General features: G+C 62.2%; 12 protein-coding genes and 1 other RNA gene. 7 read left to right on the plus strand and 6 right to left on the minus strand.

The features are described from left to right. Window positions 1–477: 477 nt before the first annotated feature. The 5 genes from rnpB to C9427_RS34880 form a co-directional block, all read right to left on the minus strand. Window positions 478–887: RNase P RNA component class A (gene rnpB / locus C9427_RS24015), an RNA gene on the minus strand. A 61-nt stretch (window positions 888–948) separates the two neighbouring features. Then, window positions 949–1,695, minus strand: coding sequence for a lytic transglycosylase domain-containing protein (locus C9427_RS24020; RefSeq protein WP_107651568.1), 747 nt, complete (start codon window positions 1,693–1,695; stop codon window positions 949–951). Between the two features lie 185 nt (window positions 1,696–1,880). Next, on the minus strand, window positions 1,881–2,648 hold the full coding sequence (locus C9427_RS24025) for an N-acetylmuramoyl-L-alanine amidase (RefSeq protein ID WP_107651569.1): 768 nt from the start codon (window positions 2,646–2,648) through the stop codon (window positions 1,881–1,883). Further along, entirely contained in the window at window positions 2,645–3,364 is a 720-nt protein-coding gene (locus C9427_RS24030; protein ID WP_107651570.1) for a J domain-containing protein, read from the minus strand. The genes C9427_RS24025 and C9427_RS24030 overlap by 4 nt, the downstream gene beginning before the upstream one ends. A gap of 177 nt (window positions 3,365–3,541) precedes the next feature. Further along, entirely contained in the window at window positions 3,542–3,742 is a 201-nt protein-coding gene (locus C9427_RS34880; protein WP_083918660.1) for a hypothetical protein, read from the minus strand. Between the two features lie 182 nt (window positions 3,743–3,924). Here C9427_RS34880 and C9427_RS24040 point away from each other — a divergent pair, with 182 nt between their 5' ends. From C9427_RS24040 to C9427_RS24050, 3 genes are read left to right on the plus strand one after another with little or no spacing between them, the layout of a single operon-like run. Further along, window positions 3,925–7,689 (plus strand): hydantoinase B/oxoprolinase family protein, encoded by a 3,765-nt coding sequence (locus tag C9427_RS24040; RefSeq protein ID WP_107651571.1) that lies wholly within the window; start codon window positions 3,925–3,927, stop codon window positions 7,687–7,689. A 32-nt stretch (window positions 7,690–7,721) separates the two neighbouring features. Continuing rightward, a complete protein-coding gene (locus C9427_RS24045; protein ID WP_107651572.1) occupies window positions 7,722–9,020 on the plus strand; it encodes a BtaA family protein in 1,299 nt (432 codons plus the stop codon). Beyond that, window positions 9,017–9,694, plus strand: coding sequence for a class I SAM-dependent methyltransferase (locus C9427_RS24050; RefSeq protein WP_107651573.1), 678 nt, complete (start codon window positions 9,017–9,019; stop codon window positions 9,692–9,694). The genes C9427_RS24045 and C9427_RS24050 overlap by 4 nt, the downstream gene beginning before the upstream one ends. A gap of 29 nt (window positions 9,695–9,723) precedes the next feature. Here the strand turns inward: C9427_RS24050 and C9427_RS24055 are convergent, their stop codons facing one another. Further along, on the minus strand, window positions 9,724–11,103 hold the full coding sequence (locus C9427_RS24055) for a serine hydrolase domain-containing protein (protein ID WP_107651574.1): 1,380 nt from the start codon (window positions 11,101–11,103) through the stop codon (window positions 9,724–9,726). A gap of 278 nt (window positions 11,104–11,381) precedes the next feature. On the opposite strand from C9427_RS24055, the gene C9427_RS24060 reads away from it, so the two are divergent. From C9427_RS24060 to C9427_RS24075, 4 genes are all read left to right on the plus strand, one after another. Continuing rightward, on the plus strand, window positions 11,382–12,179 hold the full coding sequence (locus C9427_RS24060) for a glycoside hydrolase family 25 protein (RefSeq protein ID WP_107651575.1): 798 nt from the start codon (window positions 11,382–11,384) through the stop codon (window positions 12,177–12,179). A gap of 104 nt (window positions 12,180–12,283) precedes the next feature. Beyond that, on the plus strand, window positions 12,284–13,462 hold the full coding sequence (locus tag C9427_RS24065) for a lytic murein transglycosylase (protein WP_107651686.1): 1,179 nt from the start codon (window positions 12,284–12,286) through the stop codon (window positions 13,460–13,462). Between the two features lie 176 nt (window positions 13,463–13,638). Then, on the plus strand, window positions 13,639–14,106 hold the full coding sequence (locus C9427_RS24070; protein ID WP_107651576.1) for a hypothetical protein: 468 nt from the start codon (window positions 13,639–13,641) through the stop codon (window positions 14,104–14,106). A gap of 11 nt (window positions 14,107–14,117) precedes the next feature. Further along, window positions 14,118–16,037, plus strand: coding sequence for a RiPP maturation radical SAM C-methyltransferase (locus tag C9427_RS24075; protein WP_107651577.1), 1,920 nt, complete (start codon window positions 14,118–14,120; stop codon window positions 16,035–16,037). Window positions 16,038–16,066 lie beyond the last annotated feature (29 nt).

Consider the following 16,066-nt stretch of genomic DNA (forward strand, 5'->3'; position numbering starts at 1 on the left):
CGAGACCGCGTCATTGGAATCATTAGATCATTAAAAACAAGAAAGATCGCGCTAATGAAGATTAGCTGGGCCGTGAGCCCGAATAGAAACGCGCGTTTCACGCGGCCCGCCCGGTGCTATCTTTTATCGACATCAGGCGACGGCTTTCGTTTTGCACGGTCCGCGCGGTCTCACCCTAGTCGCAACCGCGTCCATCATCTCGCAAAGATCGTCCATCGACCAGAGCTTGTCGGCAACGCCTGCAGCCAATGCAGGCGACATTTTTAGCGTCTCTTGAACGCGGATGAAGTTGTACCAGACAGTGCACAATTTTCCCAACCGGAAATGGCGTTTGCGCAATTTCAAACGGAGACACTACCCGCGCGTACCATACCTTTCGGCGTGCTGATTTCCGTTGCTGAAAACGCCTGAATCAACAGGTGCGCCCGAAGGCGCAACCTGCTGATATCGCGGACTTCCATACGATCGGGAAAGAAAATTGCCAGCTGGCCTGTAAGCCGGGTTCTGTATGGCCCTCGCCCCTTGCGGCGCGAGAACGTGGCGGCCATTCATCTTGGGCGCATATTGCCATGCGCCTCACGCAACCTACCCGGACGGTGAGCCGGAAACAGCCCCCGAGGGTTTCCCCTCGCACCGTCCCTATTCGGTCTTGCTCCCGGTGGGGTTTACCGTGCCGCTCCTGTTGCCAGTCGCGCGGTGGGCTCTTACCCCACCCTTTCACCCTTGCCCCGAATCCGGCAAAGCCGGATCGTGGCGGTTTGCTTTCTGTGGCACTTTCCCTGGGGTCGCCCCCGCCGGCCATTAACCGGCACCGTGTCTCCATGGAGCCCGGACTTTCCTCACCCGCAGCCTTTCGGCTTCGCGAGTGCGGCCGCCCGGCCAGCTGGCAAGGCGTATAAAGGGGTTCACGCCAAAAAACGCAAACGAAAAAAGCGACTTATGAGCAGTTCATGCAGGCGACCCAAGCGCGGCCATCTGCACCTTGACCTTGCCGCAATAAGCCGCCGACACCGGGTTCATGCGCTTGGCGGCATGGCCGGCATTGTACTTCAGGATCGTGCCGCAGGTGGTGCCGCCGCCGAGCCCGCGCGCCATGGCAAGATATTTCATTCCGTATCTGATGTTGGTGTCGGGATTGAACAGGCCCTTGACCGAGCCGGTGTAGCCCATCATCCGCGCTGTCGCCGGCTTGATCTGCATCAGGCCGATCTCGCCGGCGCCGCCGACGATGTTCGGCTGGTAATTGCTCTCGATCTTGACGACGGCGTTGGCAAGCGACACCGGCACGCCATAGGTGGCGGCATAACGGGCGATGATCGCCGAATACTGGCCAGTGCCGCCAGCCACCGCGGTCGGCACCGCCCTGCTCTTGCGGTCGATCGAGGCCGTCGTCGTCCGGTCGAGATGCTTCCTGTTGCGCTTCACATGCCGCTTGGAGACTGCCTTCTTCGCCGAGGTCGCCCTTTTTGCCGAAGTCACCTTTTTGGCCTTTACCCCAGCCGTTTTTTCAACTTTCGCGCTGGCTGTCCTCTTTGCCTTTGCGCCTTGGCCGGCTTTCGGCATGGCGGTCTTGCCGGCTGCGACAGTGAAGCCCTGGTCTGCTCGCTGGCTCAGTGGCGCGCCATTCGCCGTGCTGAAGGCAAAAGTCATTACGCCGGCAGCAACAGCTGCCGTTACAACGGTCAATTTCTGCATGTGATCCTGTTCTGTCTGAACCGCGCGAAGAACTTCACGCAGATACGCTAAATCAACATCGGAACATCCGGGAGGATTAGACGCCCGACAACTTGCACAGTGCGCCTTTGACGGTCGATTTGGCACCAAACAAGGCGAGGCAAGTCACTTTAAGTGACAGGTTGTAACTTTAGGGCGTAAAAAGACTACTTGGAAGAAGCTGTCCTTGCGGAAGCGAGCAACCGTTCCAGCGTACGGATCGTCGATCCGTCGGCGAGGCCGTCCACCTTGCGCTGCCGGAAATGCCGCTGGAAAGCGTCGACCGCGATTTCGGTCTGCCGGTCGAAAGCCCCCGATATCTCCACCCCATAACCGTAGAGCGCTAGCATCGATTGCAACGCCTCCACCTCGGCGCCTGCATCACCGGTCTTCAGCGCCGCGCCGCCCCTGATGGATGCAGCTTCGACGAGATGGCCGACACCGGCCTCGAACAGCGCCTTCCACGGGAACTTCTCACCCGGATCGATCTTGCGTCCCGGCGCCACGTCTGAATGGGCGAGCACCCGCTGGGGTGGAATGGAATGGCGATGGACGATCCCCTTGCACAGGCCGATCACGGCGTCGATCTGCCGTTTAGGGAAGCTGCGATAGCCCAGCGAATGTCCAGGATTGACGATCTCGATACCGATCGAACAGGAATTTATGTCGGTGCGTCCGAACCACGAACTCTTGCCGGCATGCCAGGCACGGTCGCTTTCCCTGACCATCTGGACGATCTGGCCGTCCTCATGGACGAGATAGTGCGCCGAGACTTCGCTGGCCGGATCGCACAGCCATGCTTCAGCGCCCGCGCCGGTCTTCATGCCGGTGTAGTGCAGCACGATCATGTCGGGCCTGATCGTTTCGCGTCGCGGACCGAAATTCGGCGATACCCTTACCTCGGCGTTCGGCTCGTCGGGCAGGAAGCCGCTCATGCGTGCCGCAGACCTCGCTCGATCATCTCATAGGCCGCGTTGATCGCGGCGATCCTGGTCGTCGCGATCTTGATGAATTCCTGAGGCAGACCGCGTGCGATCAGCCGGTCGGGATGGTTGTCCGAGACCAGCTTGCGATAACGCTTCCTGACCTCCTCGAACGGCTTTCCACGTTCGATGCCAAGCACGACATAAGGATCTCCGGCACCGAGATTGACGTGACGTGCCAGAATGCTCTGGTAGTGCGCCTCCTCGATCCGGAAGATCTCGGCGATGCGATGCAGGAACTGGCCTTCGCGCTCATGCACCAGCCCGTCGGCCTTGGCGATGTGGAACAGCCCGTCGAGAATGTCCTCCAGCATCACGCAGTTTGTATGGCCGGAGCCGCAAAGCTGCGCCATGCGCTCGGCATAGGTCTCGAACCCGGCAACGTCTTGCTTGGCCAGATCGTAGAGGCGCGCCACATTGCGCGTCTGCTCTCTCGGCACTTCGAATATTTCCTGGAAGGCCCGCACCTCATCTTGCGTGACGATGCCATCGGCCTTGGCCATCTTGGCAGACAGCGCGATCATCGCCACCGAGAAGGCAACGCGCCGGCGCAAATCGGCATCGCCGGAGAAAACCGTACGCACGGCCTCCACGACATCGGCGACACCCGACGAGGCTGAAGACGAAACGCGGGTAATGAAGTCGCCGAAGCGGTCCCAAATCGACATGAGGGCTTAATAGGACCAACCGGCCACCGCTATCAAGCGAAGACAATGCCGCAATGCTCCACGCCACCAATTTGGTGGCGCACAAAATAGCGGCTTTGCGGCGCTAGGCGCGCGTATCTTAAACGAGATGAAGGGAAGGCCGGCGTTGACCGGCCTCCCCCAAATTGGTCGTCTGAACTACTGCGCCGGGGCAGCAGGCGCCGCAGGAGCCGGAGCCGGTTCGGCTGGCTTCGTGGCGTCAGGGGCCGGCTGCATCGGCTGTTCGGCGGCCGGCGGATTGGTGCTCTGCGTTGTGGTATTATCGGTGCCGCTGTCGCTGCAGGCCGCAACGCCGAGCAATGCAAGCGCCGAAACCGACGCAAGAATGAGCTTTTTCATAACTTTTTCTCCTCTGATCACGCCGCCGTTACCGGTGGCGGTCGAGGACAAAATGCATGAGGCGGACATCAGTTTCGTAACGTTGCATTTCCACCTGTAACATCTTCATATCCTTTGGCGATTGCCCGCCGGGGCATCTCGAACTAACAGGATCGGACAGTGAAAATGCCGGGAGCCGTGTCGTGACCGCAAAATGGGATTTCTGGATCGACCGCGGCGGCACCTTCACCGATGTCATCGGCCGTGACCCCCAGGGCGCGCTACACCCGCGCAAGCTGCTGTCCGAAAACCCTGAAGCCTATGCCGACGCCGCCATCCAGGGCATTCGCGAGCTGCTCGGGCTGAAATCCGGCGCTCCGATCCCCGTTGGCCTGATCGGCGACATCAAGATGGGCACCACCGTTGCCACCAACGCGCTTCTGGAGCGCAAGGGCGACCGCGTGCTGCTGCTCATCACCAGGGGCTTTCGCGATGCGCTGAGGATCGCCTATCAGGCACGGCCCGACATCTTCGCCAAGGAGATCGTCCTTCCCGAACAGCTCTATGAGCGCGTCATCGAGATCGACGAACGCGTACGCGCCGACGGCAGCGTTGAAAGACTGCTCGACATCGCCGCGTGCCGGCCGGCCATCGAGCAGGCCAAGGCTGAGGGTATCGATGCGGTGGCTATCGTCTTCATGCATGCGTGGAAATATCCCGACCATGAGAAAGCAGTCGCCAAAGTCTGCAGGAAATTGGGTTTTGGTCAGGTTTCGGTCAGTCACGAAGTCTCGCCGCTGATCAAGCTGGTCGGCCGCGGCGACACCACCGTGGTCGACGCCTATCTCTCGCCGATCCTGTCGAGATATGTGCACAGGGTGGCGGGGGAGCTGGGCGCTGCGCCAATCTCCCCCCTTGTGGGGGAGATGTCGGCGAAGCCGACAGAGGGGGGCGCTGTCCCGCCAACGTCTCGTTCTGTCACGCCCCCCTCTGCCCTGCCGGGCATCTCCCCCACAAGGGGGAACATCGGCCAATCCCCCCGCCTGATGTTCATGATGTCGTCGGGCGGCCTCACCGCCGCCGACATGTTCCAGGGCAAGGACGCGTTGTTGTCCGGCCCGGCCGGCGGCGTCGTCGGCATGGTCGAGACGGCGAAGCTCGCCGGCTTCGACAAGGTCATCGGCTTCGACATGGGCGGCACCTCGACCGACGTCGCCCATTATGACGGCGATTACGAGCGCGCCTTCGACACCGAGGTCGCCGGCGTGCGCATCCGTGCGCCGATGATGCGCATCCACACCGTCGCCGCCGGCGGCGGCTCGGTCCTGCATTACGAGGCTGGTCGCTTCCGCGCCGGCCCGGACTCGGCCGGCGCCAATCCCGGCCCGGCCGCCTACCGGCGCGGCGGGCCATTGGCCGTCACCGACGCCAATGTCATGCTGGGCAAGCTGCAGCCCGATTTCTTCCCGGCGATTTTCGGCCCCGGCCAGGATGAGCCGCTCGATGTGGAGGTCGTCCGCGGCAAATTCGCAGCACTTGCCACCGAAATCGGCGATGGCCGCGCGCCCGAGGCGGTCGCGGAAGGCTTCGTCACCATCGCCGTCGAGAACATGGCCAACGCCATCAAGAAAATCTCCGTGCAGCGCGGCTACGACGTCACCGAATATCTGCTGAACTGCTTCGGCGGCGCCGGCGGCCAGCACGCTTGCCTGGTTGCCGACGCACTCGGCATGGAGGCGGTGCTGATCCACCCCTTCTCCGGCCTGCTTTCGGCCTATGGCATTGGCTTGTCCTCGGTCTTTGCCTCCCGCCAGCAGGCGCTGCTCAAACCTCTTGCCGAAGAGTCCCGAACCGAGATCGGCAACCTCATTGCCAGCTTGAGAAGGGCCGTCACCGCCGAACTCTCGGTGCAAGGCATCGCCGAGGACGCGGTTGCCGCGAAGCCGGTGCTGCACATTCGCTATGACGGCACCGACACGACACTGCCGGTGAATTTCGAGGGAGACTCGATTTTCCAGGCCAGGCGCGATTTCGAAATCGCCCACAAGGCGCAGTTCGGTTTCGTCTATGACGACAAGCCGATGATCGTCGAGACGGTCGGCGTCGAAGGCACCGACACCGGCGGCGCCGGCCGCGACGAAAGTGATTCAGAAACCGAAGATCTCACGTTAAACCCTTCGCAGACCCGCGAAATCTTCACCGAAGGAGAGTGGCGCAATGCCGGCGTCTTTCGCCGCGAGGGGCTTAAACCAGGGCACAAGATTGCTGGCCCTGCCCTGATCATCGAGCCGAACCAGACCATCGTCGTCGAACCGGGCTGGCAAGCCGAAATCACCGCCAAGAACCACGTGCTGCTGCGCCGCGTCGAAAAAAAGCTCCGGCAAGCGGCGCTCGGCACCGGTCTCTCCGGGAAGATGGGGGCCGATCCGGTCATGCTGGAGGTCTTCAACAATCTCTTCATGTCGATCGCCGAGCAGATGGGCGTGACGCTGCAAAACACCGCCTATTCCGTCAACATCAAGGAAAGGCTGGATTTCTCCTGCGCCGTCTTCGACCGCCATGGCGCGCTGGTCGCCAACGCACCGCACATGCCGGTGCATCTCGGCTCCATGGACCGTTCGGTGGAAACCATCATCCGGCTCAACTCGGGCGACATCCACTCCGGCGACGTCTTCGCCCTCAACGCACCCTACAATGGCGGTACGCACCTGCCTGATATAACGGTCGTCACGCCGGTGTTCGATGACGCCAGGAAGAATATCCTCTTCTACGTCGCCTCGCGCGGCCACCATGCCGATATCGGCGGCACGGCGCCCGGCTCGATGACGCCGCTCGCCACCACCGTCGACGAGGAAGGCGTGCTGTTCGATAATTTCCGCATCGTCGATCGCGGCCGCTTCCGCGAGAAGGAACTGGAGACGCTGCTCACCGATCACCCCTACCCGGCGCGCAACCCGCACCAGAACATCGCCGACCTCAAGGCGCAGATCGCCGCCAACGAAAAGGGTGTCGCCGAGCTGCGCAGGATGGTCGTGCATTTCGGCCTCGATGTCGTTGAGGCCTATATGGGCCATGTCCAGGACAATGCGGCCGAAAGCGTGCGCCGTGTGCTGGAGCGCTTGCCCGACAGTTCCGTATACGAATATCCAACCGACACCGGCCAGGTGATCAAGGTCAAGATATCAGTCGACCGGGAAAAGCGCGAGGCGACGGTCGACTTCACCGGCACGTCGAAGGTCGAGAAGAACAATTTCAACGCGCCCGAGCCGGTGGCGCGCGCCGCCGTGCTCTACGCCTTCCGCGTCATGGTCGAGGACATGATCCCGATGAATGCCGGCTGCCTGCGCCCCATCAACATCGTCATCCCCGATGGCTGCATGCTGAAACCCGCCTACCCCGCTGCCGTCGTCGCCGGCAATGTCGAGACCTCGCAGCATGTCACCAACGCGCTGTTCGGCGCCATGGGCGCGATGGCCAATGCGCAGGGCACGATGAACAACCTCACCTTCGGCAACAAGCAGTACCAATATTATGAGACGATCTGCTCGGGTTCGCCGGCCGGCCGGATGAACTCCGGCCGCGGCTTTGCCGGGACCTCCGGCGTCCACACCCACATGACCAATTCGCGCCTGACCGACCCGGAAGTGCTGGAACTGCGGTTCCCCGTGCTGCTCGAGGATTTCCATATCCGCGAAGGCTCCGGCGGCAAGGGCAGATGGAGTGCCGGCGACGGCACCAAACGCACCATCCGTTTCCTCGAAAAGATGGAATGCGCGATCCTGTCCTCGCACCGCAACCGCCCGCCCCAAGGCCTCGACGGCGGTGGCGACGGCGAGGCCGGCTCGACCAAGGTCCGTCGCAAGAGTGGCACGGTCGAGATGCTGAAAGCCTGCGACCAGACCGTGCTCGACGCCGGCGAGGCCGTCATCCTCACGACACCCACGCCAGGCGGCTTCGGCAAGCGATAAGGAGGCACCAACAAGACTGTCACCGGCTTGTCATGACGCTGCGCTACCCGCTTGCGGCAAAGCAAACGGGGAATCAGCTTGTCATGACGGATCTTTCCGGGGAACTCGTTTTTCGACGTGGCAAGGAAGTTGGAAAAGCCGTCTATCAGAACCGTCCGCTGTCGAAAGCCGGTATCTCCGAGCGGCTGTTCGCCTTGCTGTTTTCCGGCCTTGTCTACCCGCAGATCTGGGAAGACCCCGATGTCGACATGGAGGCGATGCAGCTTGGCCAGGGCCATCGCATCGTCACCATTGCGTCCGGCGGCTGCAACATCCTCGCCTATCTCACCCGCTCGCCCGAAAGCATCGACGCCATCGATCTCAACGCCGCCCACATCGCGCTGAACCGCATGAAGCTGGAGGCGGTGCGCCATCTGCCGTCGCAGGCCGACCTGTTTCGCTTCTTCGGCGCCGCCGACACCAGCCATAATTCACAGGCCTACGACCGCTTCATCGCTCCGCATCTCGATGCGGTCAGCCGCCACTATTGGGAGCGGCGCAACTGGCTCGGCCGTCGCCGCATCGCCGTCTTCGACCGCAACTTCTACCAGACCGGCCTGCTCGGCCTGTTCATCGCCATGGGCCACCGCACGGCCAAATTCTTCGGCGTCGATCCCGCTGGCATCATGAAAGCGAAGAGCCTGGCCGACCAGCGCCGCTTCTTCAACGAGGAGCTGGCGCCCGTCTTCGAAAAACCGTTGCTGAAATGGGCCACCTCGCGAAAAGCCTCGCTGTTCGGCCTCGGCATTCCGCCGGCCCAGTACGATTCGCTGATCACCTCGGGCGACGGCACCATGGCCAGCGTCCTGAAAGCCAGGCTGGAAAAGCTCGCCTGCGATTTTCCGTTGCAGACCAATTACTTCGCCTGGCAAGCTTTTGCGCGCCGCTATCCCGACCCGGGCGAAGCAGCGCTCCCCGCCTATCTCGAAAAGCGCAACTACGAGACGATCCGCAACAATGTCGATCGCGTCGCCATCAACCACGCCAATCTGATCGAATTCCTCGCCGCCAAGGATGCCGGCTCGGTCGACCGTTTCGTGCTGCTCGACGCGCAGGACTGGATGACCGACGACCAGCTCAATGCGTTGTGGGCCGAGATCACCCGCACCGCATCCACTGGCGCCCGCGTCATCTTCCGCACCGCCGCCGAACCCAGCCTTCTGCCCGGCCGCGTCTCGAATTCGCTGCTCGACCAGTGGAATTATGAGGACGAGGCCTCGCGCGAATTCTCGGCCCGCGACCGTTCGGCCATCTATGGCGGCTTCCACCTCTATGTGAAGCGGGACGCATGAGCACGAGCGAGCTGCCGGCCGGGCACGGCGAACCGCCGATCGGGCATGCCGAACTGATGGACGGCGTCTATCGCTGGCAGCGCCATTTCTACGACCTGACCCGCAAATATTACCTGCTCGGCCGCGACCGGCTGATATCGGGACTCGACGTGCCGGCCGGCGGCACCGTGCTCGAACTCGGCTGCGGCACCGGCCGCAACATCGTGCTTGCCGCCCGCCGCTATCCCGATGCCCGCTTCTTCGGTCTCGATATTTCGGCCGAAATGCTGGAGACGGCCAGTGCGGCCATGGCCCGCGAAGGCCTGCCCGGCCGTGTTACGCTGGCGCGCGGCGACGCCACCGATTTCGATGCGAAGACGCTGTTCGGCCTGGCCACCTTCGACCGCATCTTCGTGTCCTATTCGCTATCGATGATCCCCGGCTGGGAAAAGACCGTGTCGGCCGCACTTGCCGCCCTTTCACCTGATGGCTCGCTGCATGTCGTCGATTTCGGCCAGCAGGAAGCCCTGCCCCGCTGGTTCCGCACGCTGCTGCGAGGCTGGCTGGGAAAATTCCACGTCGAGCCGCGTAAAGCGTTGCGCGACGTCCTGGAATCGGAATCCGCAAGAGTTGGCGCAAGCCTTCGGTTCAGAACGCTCTATCGCGGCTACGCCTGGTTGGCGATCGTCGGCTAGCGAAACCTTCTTCCGATCGGCTGGTGGCGTTATTTAAGCGCTTTCACCAGCGCCGCCACCATCGTCTGCGGCCGGTAGCCGAGCTTGGCCGGTGTCAGGCCGAGCCGCACCACTACGAGCTTCTCGGAGGGAATGATGGCGATCGTCTGCCCGTCATGCCCCTCCATCCAGTATGTATCTTGAGGCAGGCCGGCGGCAACGCCGGCGCCGGGGCTTTCCTCGTCGCCCGGACCTTCGATCCACAATTGGCCCTTGCCGTAGACTTTCGAGGCGGGTGTGGCTTCCCGCATCCAGCCGACGAAACCGGCCGGCAAGATCTCCTTGCCGTTCCAGACGCCGTCCCGCAGCATGAACTGGCCGAAGCGCGCCCAGTCGCGCGCCGTGGCGTAGAGATAGGACGAGCCGACGAAGGTGCCATGCTCGTCGGCCTCGAGCACCGCGCTCTGCATGCCGAGGGGATTGAACAGGGCGACCCTTGGCCATGCCAGCGCCTTGTCCTTGTCGCCGATCGCATCCTGCCACAGCCGGGACAGCATCACCGCCGTGCCGCTCGAATAGGAGAACACCTTGCCGACGTCGCCGGTCAGCGGCTTGGATTCGGCAAAGCCCGCCATGTCAGGCTCGAGATAGAGCATGCGCGTCACGTCGGCGACGTCGCCATAATCCTCGTTGAATTCGAGCCCGCTCGACATCGCCATCATGTCGGCCAGGCTGATGGCGGCGCGGCCATCGGCTTTCCAGGGGCCGAACAGGCCCTGGTTGGTCATCGCCATCTTGCCGTCCTTCACCACCGTGCCGACGATGGCGGCGTTCACCGTCTTGGTCATCGACCAGCCGAGCAGCGGCGACTTCTCGGAAAAGCCGTCGCCATAGCGCTCGGTGACGATGCGGCCGTTCTTGACCACCACCACGGCGCGCATGCCGGAACCGGTCAGCGCCACATCGTCGAGAATCCTGGCGATTTCGGGATTCTGCGAGGCGTCGACCTTGTCGCCTTCCGGCCACAGCGCGTCAGGTGGCGGCGCCGGCGTCAACGCCGCCCCGGTGAAGGTATTGGCAGCGGCGATGTCGCCGTCCGGAACCGAAGCACAGCCAAGCCCGTCGCGAACGACCGCGACGCTCTTGCCAAACACACCGAACAGCCCGGCCGAAACCGTGCCCTTTTCCTTGTCCACCGTCACCCGCATCAGCCTCAACAGCGGATGGCCTGGCGCCTGTACATCGACGGCAAGTACGTCGTCGACATCGCGTCCCGCGATGAAGACATTCGAGCAGACGATCTTGGCCGAATAGCCCGAGCCGACGCGGATCAGTTCAGGCGGCGCGAAATAGAGCCAGGCAGCGAGTGCGACGACCGCCAGCACGACCAGCCCCAGCAGCCACTTGACGATCTTCGCAACGGTCCGCATTTTCCGCTTTCTAGGTCGGCACAAGGCTTATGTCATCGATTTGCCGCCATTGCTTCCGCAAATCGTGCTTCTTGTCGAGCGCCGTCAACCTGTTATCAACCATGATCGGCGATCACGGATGCATGTCGCCCAAAAGTGCCCAGCGGTTTTGGGCGACATGCATCAAACAAGGATATCGGGCGATCCCATGGGGTGAGCGTCCGGCAGGGGGCCAGACCGAGGGGGCACCCAGGAAACAGACCCATCAGCGGCCGGCTGAAACCGGCTCAGGAGTAGTGATGCGCCGTTTCGCGGTCCTCATCATGCTTGCACTGCTTGGCGCCTGCTCGACAGTCGACGATCTTGCGCCGTTGGCGCCGTCAGGCTCCAGTCCGACTGTTGCGGTACGGGCTCCCCGTTTCGCCGACTCCGATCCGCATGAATGGGACAGCGGCGCGCCGTGGAATTATGCCGTCCACGGCACCGACGTCTCCAAGTACCAGACCTCGGTCGACTGGCCGGCGGCCAGGGCCAGCGGCATCTCCTTCGTTTTCATCAAGGCGACCGAAGGTGGCGATCGCTTCGATAACTTTTTTGACGAGCATTGGAGCCGCACGAAAGCGGCCGGAATTCCGCGCGCGGCCTACCATTTCTATTATTTTTGCACGCCCGCCGCCACGCAAGCGCGCTGGTTCATCCGCAACGTGCCCAGAGACCGGTCGGCGCTACCGCCTGTTCTCGACATGGAATGGAACCCACAATCGCCGACCTGCAAGCTGCGACCCGACGCTGCAACGGTGCGCAGCGAGATGAGCATCTTCCTGGATATCCTCGAGAAGCATTACGGCAAGAAGCCGATCATCTACACCTCGATCGATTTCTTCGATGACAACAATTTGTCGACCTTCCGCGGCTATCCCTACTGGCTGCGTTCGGTGGCCGGCCACCCGCGCGAGAGATACGGCAGCCACCCCTTCACCTTCTGGCAGTATACAGGAACCGGCATCGTGCCGGGTATCCCGGGCAAGGCCGACATCAATGTCTTCAACGGCTCGGAAGCCGCCTGGAACAAATGGCTGCGGCAGAACACCCGTTGACACCGGGCCTGTCGCCTGCTTTCGACACAGCCGGTAGCGGATTTACGTGACGCCCGTCTTGGACGCCCGTCTTGGAAGACCGCATTTGTTTCGAAAGGATCGCGATGCGATTGCGCTTTGAAATTCTCGCGGCGCTGTTCCTGACCGCTTCGGCCCTGCCGGCGGCGGCGCAGCAATGCGGCGGCGATTTCGAGGCCTGGAAGCAAGGTGTGGCGGCGGAAGCCAGGGCGGCCGGTGTCGGCAGTGCCGGCCTCGATGCGCTGGAGAAAGCCACCATAGATGACAAGGTGCTGGCGCGCGACCGCTCCCAGGGCGTGTTCACCCAGACCTTCCTCGAATTCTCCAACCGCATGATCTCGCCCCACCGGCTGAAGCAGGGCGCGGTCAATCTGAAGAAATATGCCGATGTCTTTGGCCGCGCCGATCGCGAATTCGGCGTCCAGGCGCCGGTCATCGCCGCCTTCTGGGCGCTGGAAACCGATTTCGGCGCCGTGCAGGGCAATTTCCACACGCTGAATGCGCTGGTGACGCTCTCGCATGACTGCCGCCGCCCGCAACTGTTCCGGCCGCAGATCGTGCCGCTGCTGACGCTGATCGACCGGGGCGTACTGCCGGCCGACGTCACCGGCGCCTGGGCCGGCGAGATCGGCCAGACGCAGATGCTGCCTTCCGACTATCTGACCCGCGGCGTCGATGGCGACGGCGACGAAGTGATCGACCTGCGCGGCAGCGCGCCCGATGTGATCATGACCACGGCCAGCAAGATCATGTCGCGCGGCTGGAAACGCGATCAGCCCTGGATCGAGGAAGTACGCGTGCCCGACGATATGCCGTGGGACCAGACGGGGCGCACCAACAAGCTGCCGCTGACGCAGTGGGCGCAGTGGGGCGTCACCAATCTCGACGGCACGCCGCTTGTCGACAATGGCCTGAAGGCGGGTCTGGCGCTGCCCATGGGCCGCAAGGGACCGGCCTTCCTGGCCTACGACAATTTCGACGTCTATCTCGAATGGAACCAGTCCTTCACCTATGCGCTGACCGCGGCCAATCTCGCCGCCAGGCTGGCGGGCGCCCCGCAGATCGACCCGCGCAATCCCGAACTCGGCCTCAATGGCGACCAGATGAAGGCGCTGCAGACCAGGCTCGAAGCCAAAGGCTATGACGTGGGTACGGTCGACGGCATTCTGGGCACCAACACCCGCGAAGCGATACGCAAAGAGCAGAAGCGGCTCGGCCTCCCCGTCGATGGTTGGCCGACGCCGGACCTTCTGGCGAAGTTGTAGAAATTGGCGTGGAGCATCGCGGAATCAACGCCTGAACCCCTAAACCGAGTTGCAACTGCAAACGTCAATTACCGGTAAGAAATAATTTACCTTTACTAAAGAAATATTAATCCGCCCGTCGCTTAGAAATATGCGAAACTATACTGTGTTCACCTTCAACCATGCGGGGGTGAACCATGGCTACCAAGCTTGCCTTGCCGTTGATAAGTTACAAGCAGCCGCTCTTCGCGCGCGAGGAACTGGTCAGGCGCTGGGGCGATCGGCATCATTTCGTCCGGTCCGCGAGCGAACTTGAAGCATTCATCGATATCGTTTCACGCCGAAAGGAATTCAGGTCGATGGAAATCGATCGAAAGCTGGCGATGGAGGCTCTCGATTTCTACAACAAGGTCGTGGCCGATGGCCGTTACATCTGGCAGCTGCGCGATCGCGGCCAGGACGTGGCCAAGGAGCTGGGCGTCAAGGTCTCGAAGAAAGCACTGGATGTCGTGGTTGGCGCAGCCGGCGTCACCATGCCTGCCGAGATGGGCAATGACGTGACGATTGTCGTGGCGGTGGTGATCGTCATTGCTTGCGCGGCCAAGCCCGGAGATATCCGCGAAATCATCATAGATCATTCGCAGGCCGTCGAACTGAAGATGTAGCGGGCCGGGCGATGTTTGTTGCTCGCAGCCCCCGCGTCGCACTCGCTGCCTTGCCCTGGGCTGACATGTCCGAGCCGAGCCTTGGCTTGTCCATCCTCAAGGGGCAGCTGGCGCGCGACGGGATTGAAGCCCGCGTCTTTCATCTCTACCTCGATATGCTCCGCACGATGACGGCGGAAACCTACCGCTTCTTCTCGGAAGAGTGGGGGCTGAACGAATTCTTGTTCACGGGCGTGTTGCAGGAAACCCTGAGCGACGATCAATACGATGAGTTGCTAAGGCTCTCCGAAGGGCTGAGCCAGCGGCACTCGCGTTACCGCGAGCCGCTTGAGGTGGCTGAAGCCGCACTACGCATTCGCGAGAAGATCGTACCTGATTTTCTCAACTATTCGCTGCGGAAGATCCTCGCCATCAATCCGACAATGGTGGGGTTGACCTGCATGTTCGATCAGACGGTCGCCTCGATCGCACTGGCGCGGTTGATCAAGACCGCGCGGCCGGAAGTCCTGGTCGTGCTCGGTGGCTATGCGCTCGAAGGCCCGCCTGGCGATGTTGTGCTGCGTGCCTTTCCGTGGATCGACGCGGTCGTGCGTGGCGACGGAGAGCCGGTGGTGGCGGCCTTGGCGCGCGCCTCGGTGACGCACGGCGACGAACGGCCGAAGATTGCCGGAGTCACATGGTCGTGCGCGAATGGCAACCGCGTCAGTCTGCCGGCGGATATTGGCATCATCGAAGAGAGCCCGGATCCGGTTTACGACGATTGGTTCGCGGACGTCACGGAGCTAAGGGCCGAAGCCGAGGTCGAGGTCAGGACCAAGCTTCTGCCAGTTGAGGCGTCGCGCGGCTGCTGGTGGGGTCAGAAGCATCATTGCGTATTCTGCGGCATCGACGAGAAGGCTCTGAAATACCGCATGAAATCGCGCGCCGCGGTGGTCGATATGCTTGGCCGCATGCACGCCCGATATGGCGCGATGAAGTATCGTTTCTCCGACTACATCATGTCGCGCGAACTGGTTGCCGCCTTGCCTGAGCTCGCCGAGCACACGCCGAGGTTTGAACTGTCGAGCGAGATCAAGGCCAACCAGACGCCGGCGCGCATGGAGGCAATGGCGCGCGCCGGTTTCGTCGAACTGCAGCCGGGCATCGAATCCTTCTCAAGCCGCATTTTGCGGCTGATGGACAAGGGCGTTACATCAGCAGCCAATGTCACGACGATCAAGAACGGCTGCCTGCGCCGTGTAATCATCCACTACAATCTTCTGTTCAATATCCCGGGCGAAACCGTGGAGGACTATGCCAACGTCCTCCAGATGATCCCGAGGATCTACCATCTGATCCCGCCCGTCAGCCGTTCGGAAGCGTTCGTGACGCGGTTTGCGCCGCTGCATTCGAATCCGAAGCGATTTGGCTACGACGGAGAGATCGTCCATCACGACTGCTACAAGATCCTCTTCTCTGGCGAGTACAAGAAGGAGAACGGGATAAACCTCAACGACTATGCCTATTACTTCCGTTCGTACGTGCACCCGCCCGAAGAGTTGGCGCAGGCGCACTCACTGCTGGTGCGGCAGGTGAACCATTGGAAGCGGCAATTTCGCGAGCGCCACGTTTGGCTCGACTATGAGGAGCGCGGCGGGACCATCTATGTGTCGGATACCCGCTTTTCCGCTGACGAGACGCTCGTCGCGCTCGACGGCTGGCAGCGCGCCGTGTTCCTGGCATTCGCGTCGCAGCCAAGATCGGCCGGCAATGTTGCGCAGGAGCTTGGCTGCAGCGAACGCGATATCGCCGACCTCGTCGACGAGATGGAGCCTTACCGCTTGTTCTGGCGCGACGAGGATTTGATCCTGAACGTCGCGCTGCCGAAACAGGAAAGCCGCGCCAACCTGGCGGCGCGCTGGCACGAAGGTTGGCCATCGATCTGGTGCTGATGCAGCCACCTTGCCACTGACTGCTTGCG

Origin of the sequence: Mesorhizobium helmanticense (genome assembly GCF_003034915.1) — a bacterium.
GTDB classification, from domain to species: domain Bacteria; phylum Pseudomonadota; class Alphaproteobacteria; order Rhizobiales; family Rhizobiaceae; genus Mesorhizobium; species Mesorhizobium helmanticense.